We start from the raw sequence: 22,232 nt of genomic DNA, 5'->3' as shown, positions 1-22,232 counted from the left end.
GCATGACCGACACCACCTCGCGTGCACTCGCTCTGCTCAACCTCCTGCAGACCCACCGGCACTGGCCGGGCACCGAACTCGCCACCCGGCTGGGCGTCACCGAGCGCACCGTGCGACGCGACGTCGACCGGCTGCGCGAACTCGGATACCGGGTGGAGTCGACCCCGGGCGTCGCCGGCGGCTACCGCCTCGAGGCCGGAAGTGCGGTGCCACCGCTCCTGCTGAACGACGACGAGGCGGTCACGATGGCAATCGGCCTGCGCGTCGCCGCCACCCAGCAGCTCGTCGGCGGTCCCGAGGTCACGCTCACGGCCCTGGCCAAGCTCGAGCAGGTGCTGCCCTCGGCGCTGCGCCAGCGGGTGAACGCGCTCGCCGCGTCGGTGCAGGCGCCGCGCATCGGCGACGGTCCGGTCGTCTCGCCGGAGGTGCTGGGAGAGATCGCCCTCGCGACCCGCGACACCGAGCGGCTGCGCCTGCGATACGTCGACGGCGAGGGGCGGGAGAGCGTGCGCCGGATCGAGCCGCACGCGCTGGCGCCGGCCGGCCGCAAATGGTTCCTGCTGGGCTGGGACCTCGACCGTGCGGACTGGCGCACGTTCCGTGTCGACCGCATCGCCGCGGTGGAGCACACGCGCGTGCTTTTCACCCGGCGTGACATCACCGAGGAGGAGATCGAGGAGCGCGTGCTCATCGCCTCGTCGTGGTCGCCGCAGAAGGTCGAGGCGGCTGCGGTGATGGAGCTGCCTCTCGCCGAGATGCAGGACCGCTTCGGCCCCTGGTCGCAGGGCGCGACGGCCGTCGGCGACGACCGCACGCGGTGGCCCTTCGGCGGATCCGATTGGCGCGAGGCCATGTACGCGCTGCTGTGGATCCCCGAGGGCGTCGACTACGCGGTGGCGCTCGCGGAGCCCCACCGGGCAGAGCTCCGTGAGGCGGTCGCTCGGCTGCTGCGCGCCCTCGACGCCCCGGATCCGGATGACGCCGGGTGACCGGCATGCGTCATCCTCAGACTCATAGGGTTATCCCAGGCAACGGTCCTGGCGGGTCAGATCACGGCCGGGTAACGTCATCCCCATCGCGGCGATCCGGGCGGTCCCGGGCCTCAGCTCATATCTGATGGCGTTGCGGGTTCGACTCCCGCCGTCGCGTCCACTCCGGTCGCCGACCCTCCTCCGGCACGGGTGACCGGCCATTGCCGTATGTGGTCCGGCGCCCCTAGCTTTCGGCTATGACGAACGCATCCGGCGCAGGGCGAAGGACCCGAACATGTCGCGATTGACGCAGACACTGATCCCGCGGTCGCAACGGCTGTCAGCCGAGGCGCTGGACGACGCAGTCAATCTGAGCGCGGGAGACACCCTCAGCAAACGTTCCGGATTCCTCATCATGCTCACGCTGTCGGGGGTCATCGCGATCGCGGGGGTGCTGACGGACTCGACGGCGACGGTGATCGGGGCGATGATCATCGCGCCGCTGGGTACTCCGATCCTCGGCATCGCCTGGGGGATCGTCACGGGGCATCTGCGCCTGGTGGTGTCCTCGATCCTGTGGGTCCTCAGCGGGGTCGGCATCGTCGTCGCGCTCGGGCTGGCGCTCGCCGTCTTCGTCGCGACACCGGAGAGCCTGTCGACCAACTCGCAGGTGATCGGGCGCACGTCGCCGAGCCTGATGGATCTGATGGCCGCGCTCGCGACCGGGCTCGCCGGCGGCTTCGCGATGTGCCGGAAAGACCTCAGCGCGGTGCTGCCGGGTGTCGCGATCGCGATCTCCCTCGTGCCGCCGCTCGGGGTGGTCGGAGTCTGCGCAGGTCAGGGGCAGTGGCCAGAGGCCCTCGGCGCGCTCGTGCTGTTCCTCTCGAACGTCTTCGCCCTGGTGATCGCCGGAAGCATCGTGTTCACGATGGCCGGTTACGCCCGCGACCCCGGATCCTCACCCACCGCCAATCGACGCCGGGCCTACGCGATCGTCGCGACTCTGAGCCTCATCATCGCCATCCCGCTCGCCGCGAACTCGATCGCCTCCGTCGCCGTCGGCCGGTGGTCGGTCGAGATCCAGAACACGACGACCGACTGGCTCGCCGGGGATCCGGATGCGCACATCCACGGCGCCGTGCAGTGGAGCGGACTGACCGCCACGATCTCCCTCACGACCCCCGACGGGTCGACCCCGCCGCTGGACGAGCTGCGGGACGACATGGCGAAGGTGATTCCCTCGTACGTCGGGGTGATCGTCGATGTGGGGCAGGGGACCGAGTTGACCGTGCAATGAACAGCGCTCGCTGCGGCGGTGGCCCCCGTTAGCCCCGATGATGGAGGTATGCCCTCCGCCCATCGTCCCGGTCTGCGGGTCTCGTCGGGTCTCACGATCCCCGAGGCCGAGCTGTCGTGGCGCTTCTCGCGGTCATCGGGCCCGGGCGGACAGGGCGTGAACACCGCCGACTCGCGCGCGGAACTCGTCTGGGACGCGGCGAACTCCGCGGCACTCACCCCGTATCAGCGCGAGCGGCTCCTCGAGCGGCTGAGCGGGCGCCTGGTGGACGGGGTCCTGACGATCGCCGCGTCCGAGCATCGCGCGCAGCTGCGCAACCGGGACGCCGCCCGGGATCGGCTCGTCGCGCTGGTGGCCGAGGCGCTGCGGCCACCGTCACCTCCGCGGCGGCCGACCAAGCCCAGTCGGGGCTCGAAGGAACGCCGACTGAAGGCCAAGCAGCGCCGCACCGACGTCAAAAGTCTGCGCCGCCGGCCCCGCGAGGACTGAGGCGCCGCCGCTCGCCGGATTGCCGAGCCGTCAGACCGTGCGCCAGTCGTCGCTCGTGATGCTCGCCCCCGCCTGCGGGCCCATCTGCAGCATGCCGCCGTCGACGACGAGCGATGTTCCGGTGATGTAGGCCGCCTCCGGTGACGCGAGGAACGCGATGAGGGCGGCGACCTCTCGGGCATCGCCGGGCCGCCCGAGGGGGATGCCCGGTCGACGCTCCGTGTGCGGGTCGGCGTCGGTCTGGCCGGTCATCGGCGTCGCGATCTCGCCCGGCGCTACGCTCACCGCGCTGATGCCGTGGGCGCCGAGTTCGAGCGCGAGGTTCTTCATGAGTCCGTCCAGGCCGTGCTTCGCCGCGTCATAGGCGCTCGAGCCGACCATCGGCTGGTGCGCGTGCACGCTCGTCACCGAGATCAGCCGGCCGCCGCGCTCGCCGGCCACCATCGCCCGAGCCGCTCGCTGGAGACAGAAGAACGCGCCCGTGAGGTCGGTGAGCAGCACCCGGTTCCAGTCGCCGAGGGTGAGGTCGAGGAAGGGCGTGCTCACGCCCGCTCCGGCGTTGTTCACGAACACGTCGATGCCGCCCAGCTCCGCGATCAGCCCGTCGATCACCTCGCCTGAGCGCGGGATGTCGGTGACATCGAGCTGTGCGACGACGGCGCGGGCGCCATGCGTGCGCACCTCTTCCGCGGTCTCCTCCGCGCCGAGGCGGTCGGAGTGCCAGGTGACGCCGACGTCGATTCCCGCGGCGCCGAGCGCCACGGCGGTGGCGCGACCGATCCCGGAGTCCGCCGCCGTCACGATCGCATGCCGGGGCTTCCTGTCGTGGTGAGCTTCGAACATCTCCGCCTCCTCGTCGTTGTCCGCTCGACGGTAGGCGCAGTGTTCGTGCCGAGGGATCGGGTTGACGGAACGGACCGGCGACGCTACGGGATTGCTCTCGTCGACGTCGTCGCACCTGAAGCCGATCAATCCGTGGAATCGGCGATCTTCGCTTCGATCGGCGCCCACCCGCTGTCGAGCAGCCGGAACCCTGCGTCGACGGTGCCGAGGGGGTCGTCGCTGTCGTTCACCAGCAGCTGCACCTGCAACACGAACCGGGCGTAGACGCGGATCTCGGCCATCGGCTCGGCGAGACCGAGTTCGTCGGCGATGGCCTCGGCGAGGGCATCCTCGTGCCGGAGCCACATCTTCGCCGCGTAGTCGCGCAGCGCCGGGGTCTCATTGAGGAAGCGCATGAAGATGCGGGTGACGTCGTTGCCGTGCTCGTCGACGTTCGCGCGGAGTTCGGCGGCGTAGAAATCGTGGATCGCGCGGTTGATCGTGCTGCCGGCCGGCCGGTCGCGCACGGCGGAGACGAGCCGGTCGCGCTGCTCGTCGTCCTCGTCGAAGACGAGGGCTTCCTTCTGTGGGAAGTGGGCGAAGACGGTGGTGGGAGAGACATCGGCGGCGTCCGCGACCTCGCGGATGCTCACGTTGTCGAAGCCGCGCTCGAGGAACATCATCGTCGCGACGTCGGAGATCGCCTTGCGGGTCGCGGCCTTCTTCCGTTCGCGGCGCCCGAGGGGCTCTGGGGTCTTCATGCTCCTCACTCTATCGTGAACTGACCATAAAACTGGCTTGACACCAAAACTGGTATCGCTACACTTTCGGTATGACTTCACCAAACACCCTCACGCGTCGGGAACAGAACCGCGCCTGGATCATGCTCATCGTGCTGACGATGCTGACCGTCATCGGGATGACGGTCGTCCTCCCCGTCCTGCCCTTCGTCGTGCTGCAGTACGTCTCCCACGAGAGCGACCTCGCCATCTGGGTGGGAGTGCTCGAGGCGATCAACGGTCTCTGCGCCTTCCTTGCGGCTCCGTTCCTCGGGCGCCTCTCCGACCGCTTCGGCCGTCGACCCGTCATCATCGTCGCCGCATTCGGAGCGGCCTTCTCGATGGCCTTGTTCGGCATCGGCGGTGCGATCTGGGTCCTCGTCCTCGCGCGGGTCATCCAGGGTCTGACGGCGGGCGACCTCCCGGCACTGTTCGCCTATCTCGCCGACATCACCCCGCCCGAGCAGCGTGCCAAACGCTTCGGCATCCTCGGCGCGCTCTCCGGCATCGGCACCATGGTCGGTCCGGCGATCGGTGGGCTCCTGGCCACCGTGAGCCTCGAGCTGCCCGTCTTCCTCACCGCCGCCGTCGCCCTCACGATCGCGATCCTCAGCATCTTCCTGCTCCCCGAGAGCCTCAAGCCCGGCAACAGGATCACCACGATCAGGCTGCGCGACGTGCAGCCGTTCGCCGTCTTCAAGGAGGCGTTCGGCCGCAAGGAGCTGCGCGGGCTGATGATCGGCTTCGGGCTGCTCGCCCTGCCGTTCGGGTTCTTCGTGAACAACTTCAGCGTGCTGGCCCTCGACTCGATCCAGTGGGGCCCGACCCAGATCGGCCTGCTGACCGCGGCCGTCGGCATCATCGACATCCTCATCCAGGGCGTGCTGCTGGGCATCCTGCTCCCGCGCATCGGAGAGCGCGGCGTGATCGTCAGCGGCATCATCGCGCAGATGATCGGTCTGGCCGCCCTCGCGATCGTCGCCTCGATCTTCGCCCAGCCGTGGGTGTTCATCGTCGGAGCCCTCATGCTCGCCGCCGGCCAGGGGGCCTCGCAGGCCGCGATGGACGGTGCGATGTCGAACGCCGTCGGCGACGACGAGCAGGGATGGCTCGGCGGTGCCACCCAGTCGCTGAACGCGGCCATGGGCACGGTCGCTCCGCTCATCGCGGGCGGGCTCTACGCGCTGGTCAGTCCCGCCGCCCCGTACTGGCTGGGCGTCGGGCTCATGATCGTCGCCGTGATCGTCGTCAGCCGCGCCCACATCGCGAACACGGCCAAGCGGCCGGCGCATGACACCGCAGACGGCGAGGTCGCGCTCGCGGATGCCGTGGGCTGACGGAGCAACCCGGATGCCGAGTCCGACTGACGCGCGAGGTGCGTCAGTCGGACTCCGGTGCGTTGGCCCCCGGGCGCGGGAGTTCCCGGAGCCGTGCGATCGATGCGAGCAGCTCTTCGGGGGAAGCCCCGAGGTTCCCGAGCGCCGCGGCGGCCGCTGCGCTGAACCCGCCGGTGTCGATCGGGAGGCGGGCGACGTTCGTCACGAGTCCCTTCTCGTTCGTGACCCAGTTGCCGGCGGCGGCGTGCCAGGCGTGGGCGGTGAGCATCGTCGTCGTGGTTCCGCACAGCGACACGTAGGCGACGTCACCGGACTTCGCGCCCTTCAGGGCAGCGTTCAGCAGGAAGTCGACCTGCCAGAGGTTCGCGAGGAGCGCGCGCCGCAGAGCCTCCGGGTAAGGGGTCACGCGGCGGGCCAGATCGACCAGGAGCCCTTCCGGATCGCGCAGCGGCACGCTCGTGGCGACCTCACCGGCGTAGGCGACGTCGAGGAACCCGAGCGGATGCCCGGGCTGAGTGTGGAAGGCGAACTCACCCCTCGCCGCGCGGGCGCACTGCTCCGCCACGCGGTCCACGTCGCGGAGGATCAGGTCGACCGGCACGCCGTCGATGATCAGCCAGGCGCCGCCGTCGACCCATGGCCCCCATCCGCCGCGTTCGGCGACCTCCACGGGCGCACCCGTCCAGCCGCTCGCCACGCGCGCGACGCCGGCACGGTCGACGTCCGCGTCGACGTAGAGGCCCAGGTCGATGTCGGAGTCCGGGCGGTGTGTACCCCGAGCCCGGCTGCCTCCCAGCGCGACTGCCCGCACCCCGTGCACGGTGGTGAGTTCGTCGGCCATGGAGCGGAGGCGGTCTTCATCGAGCATGTCAGTCTTTCCCGCCGCCGCGCACGAGTTCGAGCCCGGCGCCGGCGAACTGCCGCAGCGTGGCATCCGGAAGGAACGCCCGCGTGAGCGCGCCGCCGATCCTCGTGAGGTCGCTCTCGTCGCGGAACAGGAGGTACATGGTCTCGTAGCGCGGGTGGAACTTCTGCTTGAAGCGGTGCAGCGACCCGAAGCCGTAGACCGGTTCCAGGGCATCCGCGAGGCGGTCGCTCAGCGCGGCGATCACGCCGGCGTCCGGCGGATAGTCGTGGGCGAGGGGAGCGCCGGAGAGCGACATGATCTCGGCCCCCTCCTCGGAGAACTGCTTGGCGGAGGAGCCGATGAGGTACTCCATCACCGGGCCGAACCCACCGTCGCGGCGGCGCATCAGATCGAGGGTCCACCCGCGCACCGCGCCGTCGCCGCCGTACACGGGCAGCCACGAGAGGAAGCCATCGATGTCGCCGTTGGGTGCGACGGCCAACGCGAGTCGCACTTCGGGGTCCTCCGCCTCATCGAGCGTGCCGAGGGTGAAGCGCATCTCGGGCAGATCCTTGTCGCCGACCCAGGCCTCGGAGATCGCACGCAGCTGCTGCTGCACGCCCCACGACTCGGACTTCAGGTGCGTCATCCGGAAGGTCATGTCCTCGCGGCCGGCCTTGTTGAGCGAGGTCCGCACCGAGTTCCACCGCTTGCCCGTGAACTCGAGCCCCGGCAGGTCGACGATCGTGTCGTCGGCCACGACGATGCTGCGCCAGGTCGAGGGCACCGCAGCGCGCGTGGCCTCGTCGGCGCTGAAGAAACACGGCACGAGGCCGGCCTGCTCGGCGGTGCGGACGAACTCCGTCACCGCCTCGGCGCGAGCATCCGCCGGTCCGATCGGATCCGCCAGCGCCAGCGCGACGCCGTTGCGGCGCTGGTACGCGACGATGCCCCCGGCCACGCGCGCGTAGCTGTTGCCGTCCCAGGTCGTCATCCACGACAGCGTCCCTCCGCCATGCGTGCGCAGCTGTTTCTTCATGTCCTCCGTCGTGGGGGAGGGCTGGATGCCGAGCTTCGTCTGGCGTCGGGCCCCGAACGCCCGGCGCACCCGGATGAGGTAGACGAGCATGATCAACCAGAGGAATCCGTTCGCCAAGGCGAGCTCGGTCTCGCCGTCCCAGCGGAAGTCGACTTGCGCCTGGCTGAAGACCGTGATGAGGGCGAGCACGAGGGCCGCGACCAGGATGTTGAAGAGTCCGAGCAGCAGCGCGATCACCCACGTCCAGCGGCGGCCGCGGCGCAGGCCGTTGACGAGCACGAGGATCACGACGAGGTCGATCGCGAGGTCGATGAATCCCCCGGACGCGGGCTCGGTGGGACCGAACGGACCATCGGTGGGCAGGAGGGTCGTGATGATCTCGACCGCGCCGAGGACGAGGATCGCGACGACGGCGATCAGTCTCTGCTCGCGGACGGTCGTGCGCTGCACCCGCAGTGAGCGGTCGACAGCGAGGATCAGCAGCACCGCCAGCAGGTGCTCGAGGTCGGCCAGCTGGCCCCAGAAAAGCATCGCGATGAACACGAAGCCGAGCAGGATCAGCCAGCCGCGCACCCGCCAGGGTGGACGGAACAGTCCGACGGCGGCGGCGATGCAGGCCATGGTCCCACCGGATGCTCCGACGTCGAGTGCCTGCGCCTGGGTCGTGGCCCACTCCCAGGGGAACTGCGAAAGCACAAGGAGCAGCAGCGCGGTGGCGAAGATCGCGAACAGCTGACCGATCCAGTAGTAGGCGAGTGCCACGCGCGAACCGCGGCGGAACTCCAGGTAGGCCATGCCCCAGAAGCCGGCGATCGTGAACAGGTAGACCCACGGCTGGTTCACGAAGAAGGTGCCGGTCAGCGGAGTCCACCACTTGCCGTCGGCGAGGTTCGGCAGGCCGTAGGCCACGGTCGGGAACAGCTTCGTGTCTTCGAACGGCGCCCAGAGCCCGTTCCAGGCCACGCCGACGACGAGGATCAGCAGCACCATGATCAGCGTCGCCGGGATGCGGCGGACGACGGCGACGGCCGGGTGGGGCGTGGGGGAGCGCTCCGCAGTCATGCGCTCAGCGTAGCGATGGGGTTCACGCGGCGGGAGTCGTGCGCCGCGGGACGTAGTGACTCCAGGCCGAACGGAAGCCGAAGCCGCCGAAGGTCATGAACCCCGCGGCGTACAGCAGCCCCAGGGTGACGCCGACGCCGACCGCCCACCCCAGGGCCCCGCCCGCGGCGACGACGGCACAGCCGACGAGCAGTCCGGCGACGCACGCGTTCACGACGATCAGCAGCATGACAGAGCTACCGAGGAGGATGCTCACGCTGCGGCGCCGGAGAAACGAGTAGGTCTGCTTCATCCCGGCCGGGTCGTCATACGTCGACGCCAGGAAGATCTCCTCGACCTGCGGATCGAGATCGACATAGGCGCCGCGGAGCCGGTTCATCGCGACGACGTACATCATGTCCTCCTCGGACACGTTCATCACGCGCACCTGCGTCATGAACCCGATGAGGGTGAGGAACGCGAGGATGGCGAGGGAAGCGCCGCCGAACCAGCCCGCGAAGCGTGACGCCTGGCCGAGGAGTCCGATCGTCACGAGCCCCGCCGACACCAGGGTGAGGAAGATCGTGATGCGCGTGAGCACCTCGCTCTGCGCCGTACTGCGTGCGGCGAGCAGCCCCCAGTGCTCGGTGGCGAGGATCTGCGCGCGCCGACCGAGCGCCGCATCCGATTCCGCGGGTACGGCGCGTGTGCCCTCGACCTCGTGGTCCGATACAGGTGCCGGTTCCGGCTCCGGCTCGTCCGGCGGTGAGCCAGCGCTCATACCGTCATTGTGCTCCGCGGGAGCGCTCGGCGACAGGGGGACAGCGTGCCGCTGCGCGCCGGGTGCTACTCGCCGCGCAGCACCCGGCGGAGGTCCGCGATCTCGTCGTTCGTCATGCCGCCGCTGCGCAGATAGCCGGCGACGTCGCCGTGGTTCGCGTCGATCCAGTCCAGGGCCGCCTCGATCGCCGACGCAGGAGACTCGGTCGCGAGCGTCTTGAGCGCGGGAGTGAGGGGGACGCCGAGCGAGGTGATGAGCCCGGTGAGCGCTTCCGCGAAACCGAGAGCGAGGTTCTGCTCCGTCTGCGTGTAGTCCGCGACGATCGCGTCGCGTGGCACGTCGGCCACCGACAGCAGGATCGCTGCGGCGAGACCGGTGCGATCCTTGCCCGCGGTGCAGTGGAACAGCACTCCGGGGTGGTCGGTGCGAGAGGCGTCGAGCACGGTGCGCGCCACCGTCGCGAAGTGCACGGCGCTGGCCTCGAGGATCGCCACGTACAGCCCCTCCAGCGTCGGCACCTGCTTGAGCACGTCGGCGACCTGGGTCACCGACAGGCTGGCGCCGGCCGTTGCGGGAAGCAGCTGCTTGACCATCTCGTCCATGGCCCCGCCCTGCATCGGCAGCGGCAGCAGGGTGACGCTGCCGTCTTCGGGAAGCCGGTCTGCCGCGCGGGAGCGCTCGCCATCGGTGCGCAGGTCGATCACGGTTCCGATCCGCAGGTCGACGAGTTCCTGCAGCCCCTCGGCGGTGAGCCCTGCGAGGGCGTCGGAGCGGAAGAGGAGGCCGGAGGCGAGCGTTCCTCCACCGGTGAGCGGGAGCCCGGAGAGCTCTCGAGCGTTGTGCGTCCCCTGCAGAATCGACGTCAGTTCCATGGTCGTCCGGGCCCTCTCCCTGATTTTGGTCTCAGCGTATCGGGAGCGCAGCCGAGACCCCGGCTTCTCGCCGAGACCCCCTCGTGTTGCGGTGCGCACCGCGGGGTCTCGGCGAGAGGCCGGGGTTTCGACAGTGTCAGAGGCGCGCGGACTCAGCCGTTGACGGCCTGATCGATCGCCTGCTCGAGGTCATCCCACTCCTGCAGCTCGACCTTCCGGCCGTCGACGAAGAACGACGGGGTGCTGCTCACCTCGAGCTTCTCGCCGTCGCTCTTGTCGGCCTGCACGCGCTCCGCGGTGGCGGGGTCGGCGATCGCGGCGTCGTACGCGTCCATGTCGAGGCCCAGGTCCTCGGCGAAGCCGCGGAACACCTCGGGGGTCTCCTCGGTCTGACCGCCCCACTGCGCCTGGGTCTCGAACAGCCGGTGGTACATGTCCTCGAATCGGTCCTGCTGTGCCGCGGCTTCGGCGGCGAGGGCGGCCTGCGTGGAGTTGATGTGTCCGGGCAGCGGGAAGTAGCGGACGACGTAGGTGATCTTGCCCTCGAACTTCCCGCGCAGCTCCTCGACGATCGGGTAGAACGCCCCGCACGCCTCGCACTCGAAGTCGAGGAACTCGACCACGGTGACGGCGCCCTCGCCGCCGTCGTCGAGCACATGCGAATCGGTGCGGACGGTCGGCCGCTCCTCGCCTTCGGGTGGCGCGGTGTTCGCCCTCTGGTTGAGGGCGAACACGATGCCGACGATCAGCAGCACGATGACGACGGCGATGGCGACCAGGGTCGCTTTGACAGAGTTCTTCATGGGGTCTCCAGACACAGGGGTACGACGGGGGTGGATGCCGCGCGAGGCGGCTCGGTGCACGCGTCGGAGATCAGGTGCGGGAGATCGAGAGCTGTGTGAGGGAGAGGGCGGGGACGACGGTGCGCGGGCCGGCGCGGCTCGGCGACGTCAGGCGGGGAATGCGGGTGCCGAGGGGCCGGGAGTCGCGGCCGCGGAGCCGGAGGAACAGCAGCACCAGCGCGACGCCGCACAGCACGGCGAGCACGCAGACGCCGAAGTCGGAGGAGAGCACGTCGATGGTCGTCGCACTGTCGGCGCCGTCGTCGGCGGCTGCGGTGCCGGCCGAGGGGGAGACGCCGGACGCGAGGCAGAGGGAGGCGTGCACATCGGCCGGTCCGTGGGAGCTGGACCAGGCGCCGATCACGAGCAGGAGCGCGAGGCCGACGGCGGTGATCGCGCGGGCGATCAGCATCCGGTCAGCCCGCGCTCGCGGCATCCGATCCAGCGATGAGGGCAGCATTTCCCGCGCAGTCTAGCAACGGCGCCTCTGTCTCTCCGGGGCCGGGCCGGCGCTGACACGCCTACACTGGAAGGGTGGCGAGACTACTGATCGTCGGCGGCTTCCTCGCCGCCGTGTTCTGGGTGTACAGCATCGTCGATTGCGCAGTGCAGCCGGCGACGCGGCACCGGGGTGTGTCCAAGGCCGCCTGGATCGCGATCGTGGTGCTCCTCCCCGTGATCGGTGGGATCCTCTGGTTCGTGATCGGCCGGCGCCGTGCGAACGACAGCGGTGTGCGCCCCGTCATCGCCCCGGATGACGACCCGGCGTTCCTCCGCAGCATCAGCAAGACCGAGCAGGATGCGCGCATCCGCCGCCTCGAAGAGGAGCTCGCCCGTCTGGACGAGGAGACCGACGAGCCTCCCGCCTCGGACCCGCGCCCGTGACGTCGTCGCCGGCGATGGATGCCGCGGCGTCCCTGCTCGCCGACCTCGTCGCGCACGGTGTGCGCGACATCGTGTTGTCCCCGGGGTCGCGGTCGCAGGCGCTCGCGCTCGCCGCCGTGCGCTTCGCCGACGACGGGCACGTCCGCGTGCACGTGCGCATCGATGAACGCGTCGCCGGGTTCACCGCACTCGGGCTCGCCCGGGAGACGGGTGTGCCCGCCGCGGTGATCTGCACTTCGGGCACGGCCGTCGCCAACCTCCTTCCCGCGGTGCTGGAGGCGTTCCACTCCGGTGTGCCGCTGCTGCTGCTGACCGCCGATCGCCCACCCGAGCTGCGCGGGGTCGGCGCGAATCAGGCGACGCTCCAGGACGGCCTCTTCCACCCCTGGGTGCGTGACCAGGTGGATGCCCCCGTGCCGGGGGAGGGCGAATGGGCAGGACTCGCCGAGCGCGCCGTGACGGTCGCGATGGGTGTGCGCCAGGTCGACGGTGCACTGCCCGGCGTCGCAGGACCCGTGCACCTGAACCTCCCCGCCAGAGAGCCGCTCTCGGGGGCCCTCTCCGCGGTCACCGTCACTCCCGGCGAGGCGCCGGCTCAACCCGCCGCCGAGCCGTTCGAACTCGATCGTGGTCCGCGCACGGTCGTGATCGCCGGCGCCGATGCGGGCGCCGACGCCGAGGAGATCGCCTACACGGGCGGCTGGCCTTTGATCGCGGAGATCGTCAGCGGTGCGCGGTTCGGGCGACAGCTCGTGCACGGCTACCGCCGGCTGCTGTCGCGCGAAGAACTCGGCGGTCGCGTCGAACGCGTCATCGTGCTCGGGCATCCGACGTTGAGCCGTGAGGCGGCAGCCCTCCTCTCGCGCGCGGATGTCGACGTGATCGCGGTGCGCCGCGGAGGGGAGGAGCTGAACCTCAACCACCACACCCGTGCCGTCGGCGCCGTGTCCGTCGCCCCCGGGCCCGCCGACCGTGCCTGGCTCGGCGAATGGCTTCAGGCCTCGGCCGCCGAGGTCGTCGACCTGAGCGAGAACGCGCCCGACCCCGACGGGCTGGCCTCCACGGACTTCGCCGCCCGCAGAGAAGCCGTCAGAGCCGAGCTCGATGCCGTCCGTCGTCCGCTCGACCGCGCGCTCCTGGTCGATGCCGTGTGGCGGGCGACCTGGCCCCACGACCGGCTCGTGTTCGGTTCGTCGCGGCTCGTGCGCGTGGCCGACCAGGTGCTCGGCGGCAAGAAGGTGCCCGTGCACGCCAACCGCGGGCTCGCCGGGATCGACGGCACGATCGCGACGGCGACCGGCATCGCGCTCGCCAGCCAGGCGGCCGGAGCCCCCGGGGTGACGAGGGTGCTGCTGGGCGACCTCGCCTTCCTGCACGACGTCGGTGCGCTGCTGCTGCCTCCGGATGAGACCGAGCCCCGGCTCCAGGTCATCGTCGGCAACGACGGCGGCGGCACCATCTTCGATTCCTTGGAGGTCGCAGGGTCCGCGCGTCCTGCCGACCTCGATCGAGCGTTCTACACCCCGCACACCGTGCGCCTGGAGCAGCTCGCCCTGGCCTACGGGTGGGAGTACCAGCGGGTCACCACCCGCACCGCGCTCGACCAGGCGCTGACCTCCCCGCGCGGTGGCCGCCAGATCATCGAGGTCCCGCTGCCGCGTTGACTGGCAGTATGTGCGTATGGACGCGCACACCTGGACGCAGACGCTGCGAGTGGGCGAGGGATTCCGCCTCGCCGACCTCGACCCCGACACCAAGCCCGGATACGTCGGCGGCAAGTCGCACGGCGCCCGCGACCTCGCGGCAGGGCTCGAGAAGCTGAACGACCTGCAGGAGCGGTTGTTCGCCGAGAGCCGGGTCGGAGAGGCGAACGACGCCGTCCTGCTGGTGCTGCAGGCGATGGACTCGGCGGGCAAGGGCGGCATCGTGCGGCACGTCGTCGGCGGCGTCGACCCGCAGGGCGTCGCGCTCGCTGCGTTCAAGGCGCCCACGCCCGAGGAGCGCAGCCACGACTTCCTCTGGCGCGTCGAGAAGCGTCTGCCCGAGCCGGGCTTCATCGGCGTCTTCGACCGCTCCCACTATGAAGACGTCCTGATCGGGAAGGTCCGCGAGCTGGCGGACGGCCCGGAGATCGAGCGCCGCTACGACGCCATCAACGAGTTCGAGGCCCGTGTCGCGGCATCCGGCACCCGCATCATCAAGGTCATGCTGCACATCTCGCCGGAGGAGCAGAAGGAGCGGCTCATGGAGCGGCTCGACCGCCCCGACAAGCACTGGAAGTACAACCCCGGCGATGTCGACGAGCGGATGCTGTGGCCGCAGTACATGCAGGCATACCAGACCGTTTTCGACCGGACCTCCACCGAGGTCGCTCCGTGGCACGTCATCCCGGCGAACGCCAAGTGGTACGCCCGCCTCGCGGTGCAGGAACTGCTGCTCGCGGCGCTCGAGGACATCGACCCGCAGTGGCCGGTCGCCGACTTCGACGTCGAGGCCGAGAAGAAGCGTCTCGCCGCGAGCTGAGCAGGCTCAGGCCAGCGCGTCGACCAGCGGCCGGAATTTGACCCGCGTCTCGAGCAGCTCGCTCTCCGGGTCGGACCCCGCGACGATCCCGGCGCCGGCGTACGCGGTCACCCCGATCGAATCCGAGCCTGCGGTGAACTGGGCGCAGCGCAGCGCGATCGCCCACTCGCCGTTGCCCGCGGCGTCCACCCAGCCGACCGGGCCGGCGTAGCGTCCGCGGTCGAAGGGCTCGAGGTCCCGGATGGCGGCGATGGCCGCAGGGGTCGGAGTGCCGGCGACAGCGGCGGTCGGATGCAGCACCTGCACCAGGTCGAGCGCCGACTCGCCGTCTGCGAGCTCGCCCTCGACATCGGTCGCGAGGTGGAAGAGGTTCGGCAGCTTCAGCAGGAACGGCTGCTCGCTGGCGGCCAGTGCCCGGGTGTGGGAGCGCAGGGAGGCGAGCACGCTCTGCACCGCGTACTGGTGCTCGTCGAGATCTTTCGTGCTCGAGGCGAGGTGGGAGGATGCCGCGGTGTCGGCATCCGCGTCCGCCCCGCGGCCGATGGTGCCGGCGAGCACACGAGCGGTCACCGTGCCGTCGTGCACCGTGACGAGGGTCTCCGGGCTCGCGCCGATCAGCCCGTCCACTGCGAAGGCCCAGGTGTCGGGGTAGCCGGTCGACAGGGCGCGCACGAGTCGGCGCAGGTCCGATCCTGCAGGGATGCTGCCGGTGAGGTCGCGCGCCAGCACGACCTTGCTCAGCTCCCCGTCGGCGATGCGGCCGAGCGCTCGGCGCACCGAGTCCTGGTACCCCTGCGGGCTCTGGGCTCCCGGTCCCACCGTGCCGGCCCAGTGCGGGCCGTACGGCTGCGTGGCGAACGCCTCGTCGGCGGCGGGCGATCCGGCGAGCCGGATGCGGGTCTCCCAGAAGCGATCGCCGTGACGCCCGAGCACCTGACTCGGCACGACGAGCACACTGTCCGCTGCCGATTCCTCGTCGAAGGCGAACGCGCCGAACGCCACCAGCCCGCTGCCGGGCAGGCCCACGGGGTCGGAGATCTCGGCCTGGGCGGTCATCTCGCGCCAGAGGGCCGCGAGCACGGCGGTGCGTGACTCTCCGGCGCCCGCAGGAGGGCGGACCTCGGCCACCGGTTCCCCCACCGCGACGATGCCGTCTCCGCGCCGCAGCCAGGCGAGCGGGCGGGCGGGATCCGCGTAGGCGAGGAGGTCTTCGACCGGGTCGATCTCTCGGGTCTCCACGACCAGGTGGGTGGTGTGCACGCATCCAGCCTATGCCGGACAGGAGCCACGGATCCGCGCCGTCGTAGGGTGAACGGATGAGCGACGCACGCCCCGCACCCGGCACCGAGATGGTCTTCCAGTGGCGCAAGTGGGATGGGTCGCCGCACTGGCGGCACGAGTGCGTGTATCTCGGCGCCGACGAGTGGGGCGACTGGATCGGGCAGCCGGTGGGCTGGCACAGCTTCCGACCGGGCGCCGAGTTCCATGCCGGAGGGCCCAACGTCACGCTCGTCCCTGCGAGCGGCGATCACGCCGTGACGGTGAACCGTCGCCACCGCCGCGGCATGCGCATCTACATCGACCTCGGTTGGGACATCCACTGGTCCGACGACCCGCTCCTCGCGACCGGCATCGACATGGACCTCGATGTCGTGCGCGTGGCCGGCGCCCGCGGCACCTGGGTCGACGACCGTGACGAGTGGGCGGAGCACAGCGCCCGCTACGGCTATCCGGCCGACGTCATGGAGCACCTCGAGACGCTCGCGCTCGACCTCGAGGAACGGGTCCGCGCGCAGGTCGCCCCGTTCGACGATGCCACGGCCGATCCGTGGCTCGACCGCCTCGAAGCCCTGGGGCTCGCGCCTAGACTGAACGCGTGACTTCGAACGAGAAGAACCGCGCCGATCTCGGCAAGGACCCCGCCCGCGTCAGCGGCATGTTCGACCAGGTCGCGGCCGGGTATGACCGCACGAACACGGCCATGACGTTCGGCAACGACGTGCTGTGGCGCGCGGCGACCACCCGTGCGGTCGCACCGAAGCCGGGGGAGCGGATCCTCGATCTCGGCGCCGGCACCGCGTCGTCGTCGGCGTCTCTCGCGCGGAGCGGTGCCGAGGTGGTCGCGGCCGACTTCTCGCCCGGGATGCTGGCCGAGGGGGAGCGCCGGCACGGAGCGATGCGCAACCTGTCCTTCGTGCAGGCGGATGCCACGGCGCTTCCGTTCGCGGACGGCGAGTTCGACGCGGTCACGATGTCGTATGCGCTGCGCAACGTCAACGACCCGAAGAAGGCGCTGAGTGAGTTGTACCGGGTGACCAAGCCCGGCGGCCGGCTCGTGATCAACGAGTTCTCCACGCCCCCCGGCAAGCTGTTCCGCGGTGCGTACCGTTTCTACAACGCGCAGGTGCTGCCCCGGGTCGCCCGGGTGGCGGGCACCAACGGCGACGCGTACGACTACCTGAACGAGTCGATCCGCGAGTGGCCCGACCAGAAGAAGCTGTCGGCTTGGATCCGCGAAGCGGGCTGGAGCGATGTGGCCTACCGCAACCTCACGTTCGGCATCGTGGCGCTGCACCGAGCGCGCAAGCCCGCGTGAGCGCCTCGCACGCAACTGCGGCATCCCGGCGCAGGTAGGCTGGGACCGTGACTTCGAGCCCCATCGCCCCGGGTTCGCGGCTGGCGAGCCGTCTGGGGTTCAGCGACCGCGTCTTCATCGGCCCTGCCGCACGCAAGGTCGCCCGCGCGATCGAAGACGGCCTCGAGCTCGTCGAGACCGGCCTCGCGCAAGACGTCCGCGTCGCCGACCCGTTGGCGGATGCCGCCAGCCGCTATCTCTACGAGGCGGGTGGCAAGCGCATCCGCCCGGTGCTCACGCTCCTCGCCGCTCAACTCGGTGACGGCAACACCTCCGAGGTGATCGATGTCGCCAAGGCGCTGGAGATCACCCACCTGGGCTCGCTCTATCACGATGACGTCATGGACGGCGCCGACCGCCGGCGTGGCGTGCCGGCGGCGCATGCGGTGTGGGGCAACAACATCGCCATCCTCACGGGCGACATCCTCTTCTCCCGCGCCAGCCAGCTGATGTCCCGGCTCGGTGAACGCGCGATCCGGCTCCAGGCCGACACGTTCGAGCGCCTGGTCCTCGGTCAGATGCACGAGACCCTCGGTCCGCAGCAGGATGACGACCCGATCGCGTTCTACATCCAGGTGCTCGCCGACAAGACCGGCTCGCTCATCGCCGCCGCCACGCAGGGCGGTGTGATCTTCTCCAACGCGCCGAGCGAGTACGAGGAGCCGCTGCGCGTGTACGGCGAGAAGATCGGCGTCGCGTTCCAGCTGCTCGACGATGTGATCGACCTGTCGGCCAAGCCCGAAGAGACCGGAAAGGTGCCCGGCACCGATCTCCGCGCCGGCGTCCCGACCATGCCGTACCTGCTGTTGAAGGCCGAGCACGATGACGCCGCCGTCGACCTCGCCGCGCGCATCGACGACGGGGTGGCCCTCATCGCCGATGGCGCAGACCCGTCGATCCTCGACGGCCCCCTCGACGAGCTGCGCGATCACCTGGTGACGCAGAAGACCCTCGAGCTCGCGCACGCGTGGACGCGGGATGCCGTCGATGCGCTCGCACCGCTGCCGCGTGGCACCGTGCGCGAGGCACTGACCCGATTCGCAGAGACCCTCGCCGAACGCTCCAGCTGACTGCTCGCGGCCTTCGGGTCGCGCGCCGGCTGTGTCGGCAGATGAAAGGACCTCCCATGACCAAGCTCAGACTGGCCATCGTCGGTGCGGGCCCCGCCGGGATCTACGCGGCGGACATCCTGCTGAAGGCCGAGCGCAAGTTCGACGTCTCGATCGACCTCTTCGAGCAGCTCCCTGCTCCGTACGGACTCGTCCGCTACGGCGTCGCCCCCGACCACCCCCGCATCAAGGGCATCGTCAACGCGCTGCGCGACGTGCTCGACCGCGGCGACATCCGCCTGTTCGGCAACGTGCGCTTCGGTGAGGACCTCACCCTCGACGACCTGAAGAAGCACTACAACGCCGTCATCTTCGCGACGGGAGCCATTCGCGACACGTCGATGGAGATCCCCGGGATCGATGCCGTCGCCTCCTACGGCGCCGCCGACTACGTCAGCTGGTTCGACGGACACCCCGACGTGCCGCGCGAGTGGCCGCTGGATGCCGCATCCGTCGGAGTGCTCGGCAACGGCAACGTGGCGCTCGACGTCGCGCGCATGCTCGCCAAGCACGCCGAGGACCTGCTCGTCACCGAGGTGCCGGCCAACGTCTACGAGGGCCTCAAGGCCAGCGAGATCACCGACGTGCACGTCTTCGGTCGCCGTGGTCCCGCACAGGTCAAGTTCACGCCGCTGGAGCTCCGCGAGCTCGGTGAGCTGCGCGATGTCGACATGGTCGTCTACGACGAGGACTTCGACTATGACGAGGCTGCGAAGGATGCCGTCGCCAGCAACAAGCAGGTCATGGTCATCGACCGCATCCTGCAGTCGTGGCGCAAGCGCGACTCGGTCAACAACGCGGGGGGCACGGCCTCGCGTCGTCTGCACCTGCACTTCTGGGCGCGGCCGGTCGAGGTGCGCAAGGACGAGAACGGTCGCGTCGCGGCACTGGTCTATGAGCGCACGCAGCCGGACGGTCAGGGCGGTGCGGTGGGAACCGGCGAGCTGCGCGAAGTGCCGATCCAGGCGCTGTACCGCGCGATCGGGTACTTCGGCTCGCCGTTGCCCGGCGTGCCCTTCGACAAGAAGCACGGTGTGATCCCGAACCGCGAGGGTCAGGTGCTCGCGAAGGACTCGAACGAGCGCGTCCCCGGCATCTATGCCACCGGATGGATCAAGCGCGGCCCGGTGGGTCTGATCGGTCACACCAAGTCCGACGCGATGGAGACCGTGCGGCACATCATCAACGACCAGGGCTCCTGGTGGCACCCGGAGGATCCCTCCGAGGAGTCCATCGTCGAACTGCTGCAGGAACGCGGCGTCCGGTGGACCGACCTGGACGGATGGCACCGTCTCGACGAGCATGAGATCTCCCTCGGGGCGCCCGAGGAGCGCGCCCGCGTCAAGGTGGTCCCGCGCGACGAGATGGTGCGCGTCTCCCGCGGCGAGTAGGCGGTTCGCCTCCGCTGCCCGGGGAATCGTCGGCTAGCCTGGCGACGACGGGGGAGGCAGGCATGACCGAATGGGTCCCGGATGTGCTCGGGGATGAGTTCCAGCAGCTGACCCTCGAACTCGGCACAGACGAGCAGGGTCCGGTGGTGGCGACCCTCGTCCGCGCGCTTCCTGCCGAGCCGGACCTCTGGAAACGCATCCGCGGTCGATGGCCGCTGCTCGACGGCGTCGACGTGCTCTACGTGCACGGCTGGTCCGACTACTTCTTCCAGAAGCGGCTCGCGCGCTTCTGGACCTCGCGCGGAGCCCGGTTCTTCGCTCTCGATCTCCGCAAGTACGGCCGCAGCCTTCGCGACGGGCAGACGCCGGGGTACGTCGCCGACCTCGCAACCTACGACGAAGACATCGGTGCGGCATTGGATGCCATGGGGCGAGGCGAGGGCGGCGCCGAGTCTTCGCGGCGCCTGGTGCTGCTCGGGCATTCGACCGGCGGGCTCATCCTCAGTCTCTGGGCTTCACGCCACGCCGGTGCGGCGGATGCCGTGATCCTGAACAGCCCCTGGCTGGAGTTCCAGTTCGCGCCGGCGCGCGCGGCGATCGCCCCCATGGTGGAGCTGCAGGCGCGGATCCGACCGATGGAGGCGGCGCCGCAGGTCGATCTCGGTTTCTACACCCGTGCACAGCAGGAGGTCGCCGATCCCGATGATCCGATGGAGGTGAATCCGCTCTGGCGCCCGGCACAGACCATGGCCGTGTACGCGGGCTGGCTGCACGCGATCCTCTCCGGACACAAGACCGTGGCGGCAGGGTTGGCGATCACGGCTCCGGTGTGCGTGCTGCTCTCTTCGCGGTTCGTTCCGCCGACGCGGTGGTCGGACGAGCTCACCGCCGCTGATTCCGTGCTCGTCGTCGACGACATCGCGCGCGCGGCGCTGCGTCTCGGGACGAGCGTCACGGTGGAGCGCATCGACGGTGCGCTGCACGATGTCTTCCTCTCACGCCATGACGCGCGCGAGGATGCCTATCGACGTCTGGAGCGCTGGGTCACGGGCTGGCGAGCGGCGACCTGAGCTCGCGTCACAGGTAGTACATCGTCCGGACGAGGCGCTCCGCTTCGTCGCCGTCCCCACTGCGGACAGCTGCTGCGAAGGCGACGTACACCTCGCGCATGCGGGCGTGGTCAGCCCGGGGGACCACCCAGTCGCGGAGGTTGCGGAACAGGACCATGCTCGCGTCTTCCATCAGCGTGCGATGCTGCGCGTTGCCGCTCCGATCCCCGAGATACGAGAACACGGCCCATCGAGCGTCCGAAGTCGTCTCCGCCTTCTCGAGAGATGCGTGCATCCCGGCAACGAGACGGACCACGTGATCGCGTTGCGCGTCGCTGATCCGCGGCACGGCCAGCCGCGCGGCGATCCCCGCCTGGTACCCGGCGAACTCGAGGGACTGCGCGATCGTCTCCGAGGTCACCTCGGTCACCTCGGTGTACCGGCTCGGATACATCGTCACCATCCCCAGCCGCTCCAGACGCTGAAGCGCTTCGCGGACGGGTGTTCGCGACACGTGCAGTTCCTCGGCCACGTCGACGTCGCGAATGCGTTCGCCGGCCTCGAGCGTGCCCTCGATGATCTGTCTGCCCAGGTGGTGGAACACCTCTTCGGCCAGAAGCTGCTTGCTCTCGCCGACACTCGTCGATCCGATAATGCTCATGGACCTGCCCCCAGTTGCCCTTCATTTCCCGAGCATCCCCATGATTCGCCCCGGGTGGGCCACCACATCATGAGTCGCGTCGGTTCCCAACACGATCTACGCCTGTCGACGCGTGTGGGGGCACACGGCTGTCGGCGACCTTTCCAGTCTTGGCCACTCGGGCCCATATTCCGGTATGCGATCCTACCGCTCCGCCCTGGAAGACCGAAGTCACGCCCGTGGGCAGACGAAAGGCCCCACTCGGTCGTGCGCCGAGTGGGGCCTTTCGTCGTGCAGGTGGGGGCCCGCCTAGCGGTAGTTGATGAACTGCAGATCGAGATCGAGGTCGGAGCCCTTCAGAAGGGCGATGACCGACTGCAGGTCGTCGCGGCTCTTGGACTGCACGCGCAGTTCGTCGCCCTGGATCTGGCTCTTGACGCCCTTGGGGCCCTCGTCGCGGATGATCTTGTTGATCTTCTTCGCGTTCTCCGAGGAGATGCCGTCCTTGAGCGTCGAGACGATGCGGAACTCCTTGCCGCTGGCGAACGGGTCGCCCGACTCGAGGCTCTTCAGCGAGATGCCGCGCTTGATGAGCTTGGACTGGAACACGTCGAGCACGGCCTTCGCCCGCTCCTCGGTGTTCGCGATGATGAGGATGCTCTCGCCGCTCCAGGCGATCGATGCGCCGGTGCCCTTGAAGTCGTAGCGCTGCTCGATCTCCTTGCGGGCCTGGTTCAGGGCGTTCTCGGCCTCCTGATGGTCGACCTTCGAGACGATGTCAAATGAGCTGTCTGCCATGGTTTCATCCTACTCAGGGGCTCAGTGCGTGCACATTGTCGGAGAGCCTGGTCGCTCCGTGGAAGCGTTTCCAGGCTGCGCACCT

The 22,232-nt window shown here is 69.8% G+C and carries 23 protein-coding genes and 1 tRNA gene; 13 read left to right on the top strand and 11 right to left on the bottom strand.

The genetic code is table 11. The features are described 5' to 3' along the window. Positions 1-2: 2 nt before the first annotated feature. From DW298_RS04935 to arfB, 4 genes are all read left to right on the top strand, one after another. Positions 3-989 carry a WYL domain-containing protein gene (locus DW298_RS04935; protein WP_136041343.1) on the top strand — a complete coding sequence of 329 codons (987 nt, stop codon included), beginning with the start codon at positions 3-5 and terminating at the stop codon, positions 987-989. Positions 990-1,076: 87 nt separating this feature from the next. Then, positions 1,077-1,152: transfer RNA gene (locus DW298_RS19235), tRNA-Met, on the top strand. A 114-nt stretch (positions 1,153-1,266) separates the two neighbouring features. Further along, a complete protein-coding gene (locus DW298_RS04930) occupies positions 1,267-2,268 on the top strand; it encodes a TIGR00341 family protein (RefSeq protein ID WP_136041342.1) in 1,002 nt (333 codons plus the stop codon). A gap of 48 nt (positions 2,269-2,316) precedes the next feature. Then, a complete protein-coding gene (gene arfB / locus DW298_RS04925; RefSeq protein WP_136041341.1) occupies positions 2,317-2,757 on the top strand; it encodes an alternative ribosome rescue aminoacyl-tRNA hydrolase ArfB in 441 nt (146 codons plus the stop codon). Positions 2,758-2,787: 30 nt separating this feature from the next. Here arfB and DW298_RS04920 read toward each other — a convergent pair whose 3' ends face one another. Both DW298_RS04920 and DW298_RS04915 read right to left on the bottom strand, forming a co-directional pair. Next, on the bottom strand, positions 2,788-3,600 hold the full coding sequence (locus DW298_RS04920; protein ID WP_136041340.1) for an SDR family oxidoreductase: 813 nt from the start codon (positions 3,598-3,600) through the stop codon (positions 2,788-2,790). A 125-nt stretch (positions 3,601-3,725) separates the two neighbouring features. Beyond that, entirely contained in the window at positions 3,726-4,340 is a 615-nt protein-coding gene (locus DW298_RS04915; protein ID WP_136041339.1) for a TetR/AcrR family transcriptional regulator, read from the bottom strand. A 71-nt stretch (positions 4,341-4,411) separates the two neighbouring features. Here DW298_RS04915 and tet(42) point away from each other — a divergent pair, with 71 nt between their 5' ends. Next, positions 4,412-5,695 carry a tetracycline efflux MFS transporter Tet(42) gene (gene tet(42), locus DW298_RS04910; protein ID WP_240745017.1) on the top strand — a complete coding sequence of 428 codons (1,284 nt, stop codon included), beginning with the start codon at positions 4,412-4,414 and terminating at the stop codon, positions 5,693-5,695. A gap of 43 nt (positions 5,696-5,738) precedes the next feature. Here the strand turns inward: tet(42) and DW298_RS04905 are convergent, their stop codons facing one another. The 6 genes from DW298_RS04905 to DW298_RS04880 all read right to left on the bottom strand — a co-directional run bounded on the left by DW298_RS04905 (position 5,739) and on the right by DW298_RS04880 (position 11,577). After that, a complete protein-coding gene (locus DW298_RS04905; protein ID WP_136041338.1) occupies positions 5,739-6,563 on the bottom strand; it encodes a nucleotidyltransferase domain-containing protein in 825 nt (274 codons plus the stop codon). Between the two features lies 1 nt (position 6,564). Beyond that, a complete protein-coding gene (locus DW298_RS04900) occupies positions 6,565-8,643 on the bottom strand; it encodes a DUF2156 domain-containing protein (RefSeq protein WP_136041337.1) in 2,079 nt (692 codons plus the stop codon). A gap of 22 nt (positions 8,644-8,665) precedes the next feature. Continuing rightward, on the bottom strand, positions 8,666-9,403 hold the full coding sequence (locus DW298_RS04895) for a hypothetical protein (protein ID WP_136041336.1): 738 nt from the start codon (positions 9,401-9,403) through the stop codon (positions 8,666-8,668). Between the two features lie 65 nt (positions 9,404-9,468). Further along, positions 9,469-10,275, bottom strand: a complete 807-nt coding sequence (locus tag DW298_RS04890) for a tyrosine-protein phosphatase (RefSeq protein ID WP_136041335.1) — start codon at positions 10,273-10,275, stop codon at positions 9,469-9,471. 152 nt (positions 10,276-10,427) lie between these two features. After that, the gene (locus tag DW298_RS04885) at positions 10,428-11,078 is read right to left on the bottom strand and encodes a thioredoxin domain-containing protein (RefSeq protein WP_136041334.1); all 651 of its coding nucleotides are present in this window, start codon (positions 11,076-11,078) and stop codon (positions 10,428-10,430) included. A 70-nt stretch (positions 11,079-11,148) separates the two neighbouring features. Beyond that, complete coding sequence (locus tag DW298_RS04880) at positions 11,149-11,577, bottom strand: hypothetical protein (RefSeq protein ID WP_240745016.1); 429 nt, start codon at positions 11,575-11,577, stop codon at positions 11,149-11,151. Positions 11,578-11,651: 74 nt separating this feature from the next. On the opposite strand from DW298_RS04880, the gene DW298_RS04875 reads away from it, so the two are divergent. The 3 genes from DW298_RS04875 to DW298_RS04865 are packed head-to-tail and all read left to right on the top strand — an operon-like array spanning position 11,652 to position 14,525. Further along, the gene (locus DW298_RS04875) at positions 11,652-12,002 is read left to right on the top strand and encodes a PLD nuclease N-terminal domain-containing protein (protein WP_136041333.1); all 351 of its coding nucleotides are present in this window, start codon (positions 11,652-11,654) and stop codon (positions 12,000-12,002) included. Between the two features lie 14 nt (positions 12,003-12,016). Then, the gene (menD, locus tag DW298_RS04870) at positions 12,017-13,666 is read left to right on the top strand and encodes a 2-succinyl-5-enolpyruvyl-6-hydroxy-3-cyclohexene-1-carboxylic-acid synthase (RefSeq protein WP_136041367.1); all 1,650 of its coding nucleotides are present in this window, start codon (positions 12,017-12,019) and stop codon (positions 13,664-13,666) included. Positions 13,667-13,682: 16 nt separating this feature from the next. Continuing rightward, positions 13,683-14,525 carry a PPK2 family polyphosphate kinase gene (locus DW298_RS04865; protein ID WP_136041332.1) on the top strand — a complete coding sequence of 281 codons (843 nt, stop codon included), beginning with the start codon at positions 13,683-13,685 and terminating at the stop codon, positions 14,523-14,525. A gap of 6 nt (positions 14,526-14,531) precedes the next feature. Here DW298_RS04865 and DW298_RS04860 read toward each other — a convergent pair whose 3' ends face one another. Further along, positions 14,532-15,785 carry an isochorismate synthase gene (locus tag DW298_RS04860; RefSeq protein WP_136041331.1) on the bottom strand — a complete coding sequence of 418 codons (1,254 nt, stop codon included), beginning with the start codon at positions 15,783-15,785 and terminating at the stop codon, positions 14,532-14,534. Positions 15,786-15,841: 56 nt separating this feature from the next. Between DW298_RS04860 and DW298_RS04855 the strand changes: the two genes are divergently transcribed. The 5 genes from DW298_RS04855 to DW298_RS04835 all read left to right on the top strand — a co-directional run bounded on the left by DW298_RS04855 (position 15,842) and on the right by DW298_RS04835 (position 20,730). Continuing rightward, complete coding sequence (locus tag DW298_RS04855) at positions 15,842-16,405, top strand: hypothetical protein (RefSeq protein ID WP_136041330.1); 564 nt, start codon at positions 15,842-15,844, stop codon at positions 16,403-16,405. Beyond that, positions 16,402-17,121, top strand: a complete 720-nt coding sequence (locus DW298_RS04850) for a class I SAM-dependent methyltransferase (RefSeq protein ID WP_136041329.1) — start codon at positions 16,402-16,404, stop codon at positions 17,119-17,121. The genes DW298_RS04855 and DW298_RS04850 overlap by 4 nt, the downstream gene beginning before the upstream one ends. Before the next feature lie 47 nt (positions 17,122-17,168). Continuing rightward, positions 17,169-18,230, top strand: a complete 1,062-nt coding sequence (locus DW298_RS04845) for a polyprenyl synthetase family protein (protein ID WP_136041328.1) — start codon at positions 17,169-17,171, stop codon at positions 18,228-18,230. Positions 18,231-18,286: 56 nt separating this feature from the next. Beyond that, on the top strand, positions 18,287-19,660 hold the full coding sequence (locus tag DW298_RS04840) for an FAD-dependent oxidoreductase (protein WP_136041327.1): 1,374 nt from the start codon (positions 18,287-18,289) through the stop codon (positions 19,658-19,660). 62 nt (positions 19,661-19,722) lie between these two features. Then, complete coding sequence (locus DW298_RS04835; RefSeq protein WP_136041326.1) at positions 19,723-20,730, top strand: alpha/beta hydrolase; 1,008 nt, start codon at positions 19,723-19,725, stop codon at positions 20,728-20,730. A 7-nt stretch (positions 20,731-20,737) separates the two neighbouring features. Here DW298_RS04835 and DW298_RS04830 read toward each other — a convergent pair whose 3' ends face one another. Further along, positions 20,738-21,370, bottom strand: coding sequence for a GntR family transcriptional regulator (locus tag DW298_RS04830; RefSeq protein WP_136041325.1), 633 nt, complete (start codon positions 21,368-21,370; stop codon positions 20,738-20,740). Between the two features lie 288 nt (positions 21,371-21,658). After that, the gene (locus DW298_RS04825) at positions 21,659-22,147 is read right to left on the bottom strand and encodes a YajQ family cyclic di-GMP-binding protein (protein ID WP_136041324.1); all 489 of its coding nucleotides are present in this window, start codon (positions 22,145-22,147) and stop codon (positions 21,659-21,661) included. Positions 22,148-22,232: the final 85 nt, after the last annotated feature.

Origin of the sequence: Microbacterium sp. A20 (assembly GCF_004794515.1) — a bacterium.
Classification (GTDB): domain Bacteria; phylum Actinomycetota; class Actinomycetes; order Actinomycetales; family Microbacteriaceae; genus Microbacterium.
Note: the sequence above shows the minus strand (reverse complement) of the source record. Positions and strands in the feature narration are given on the sequence as shown.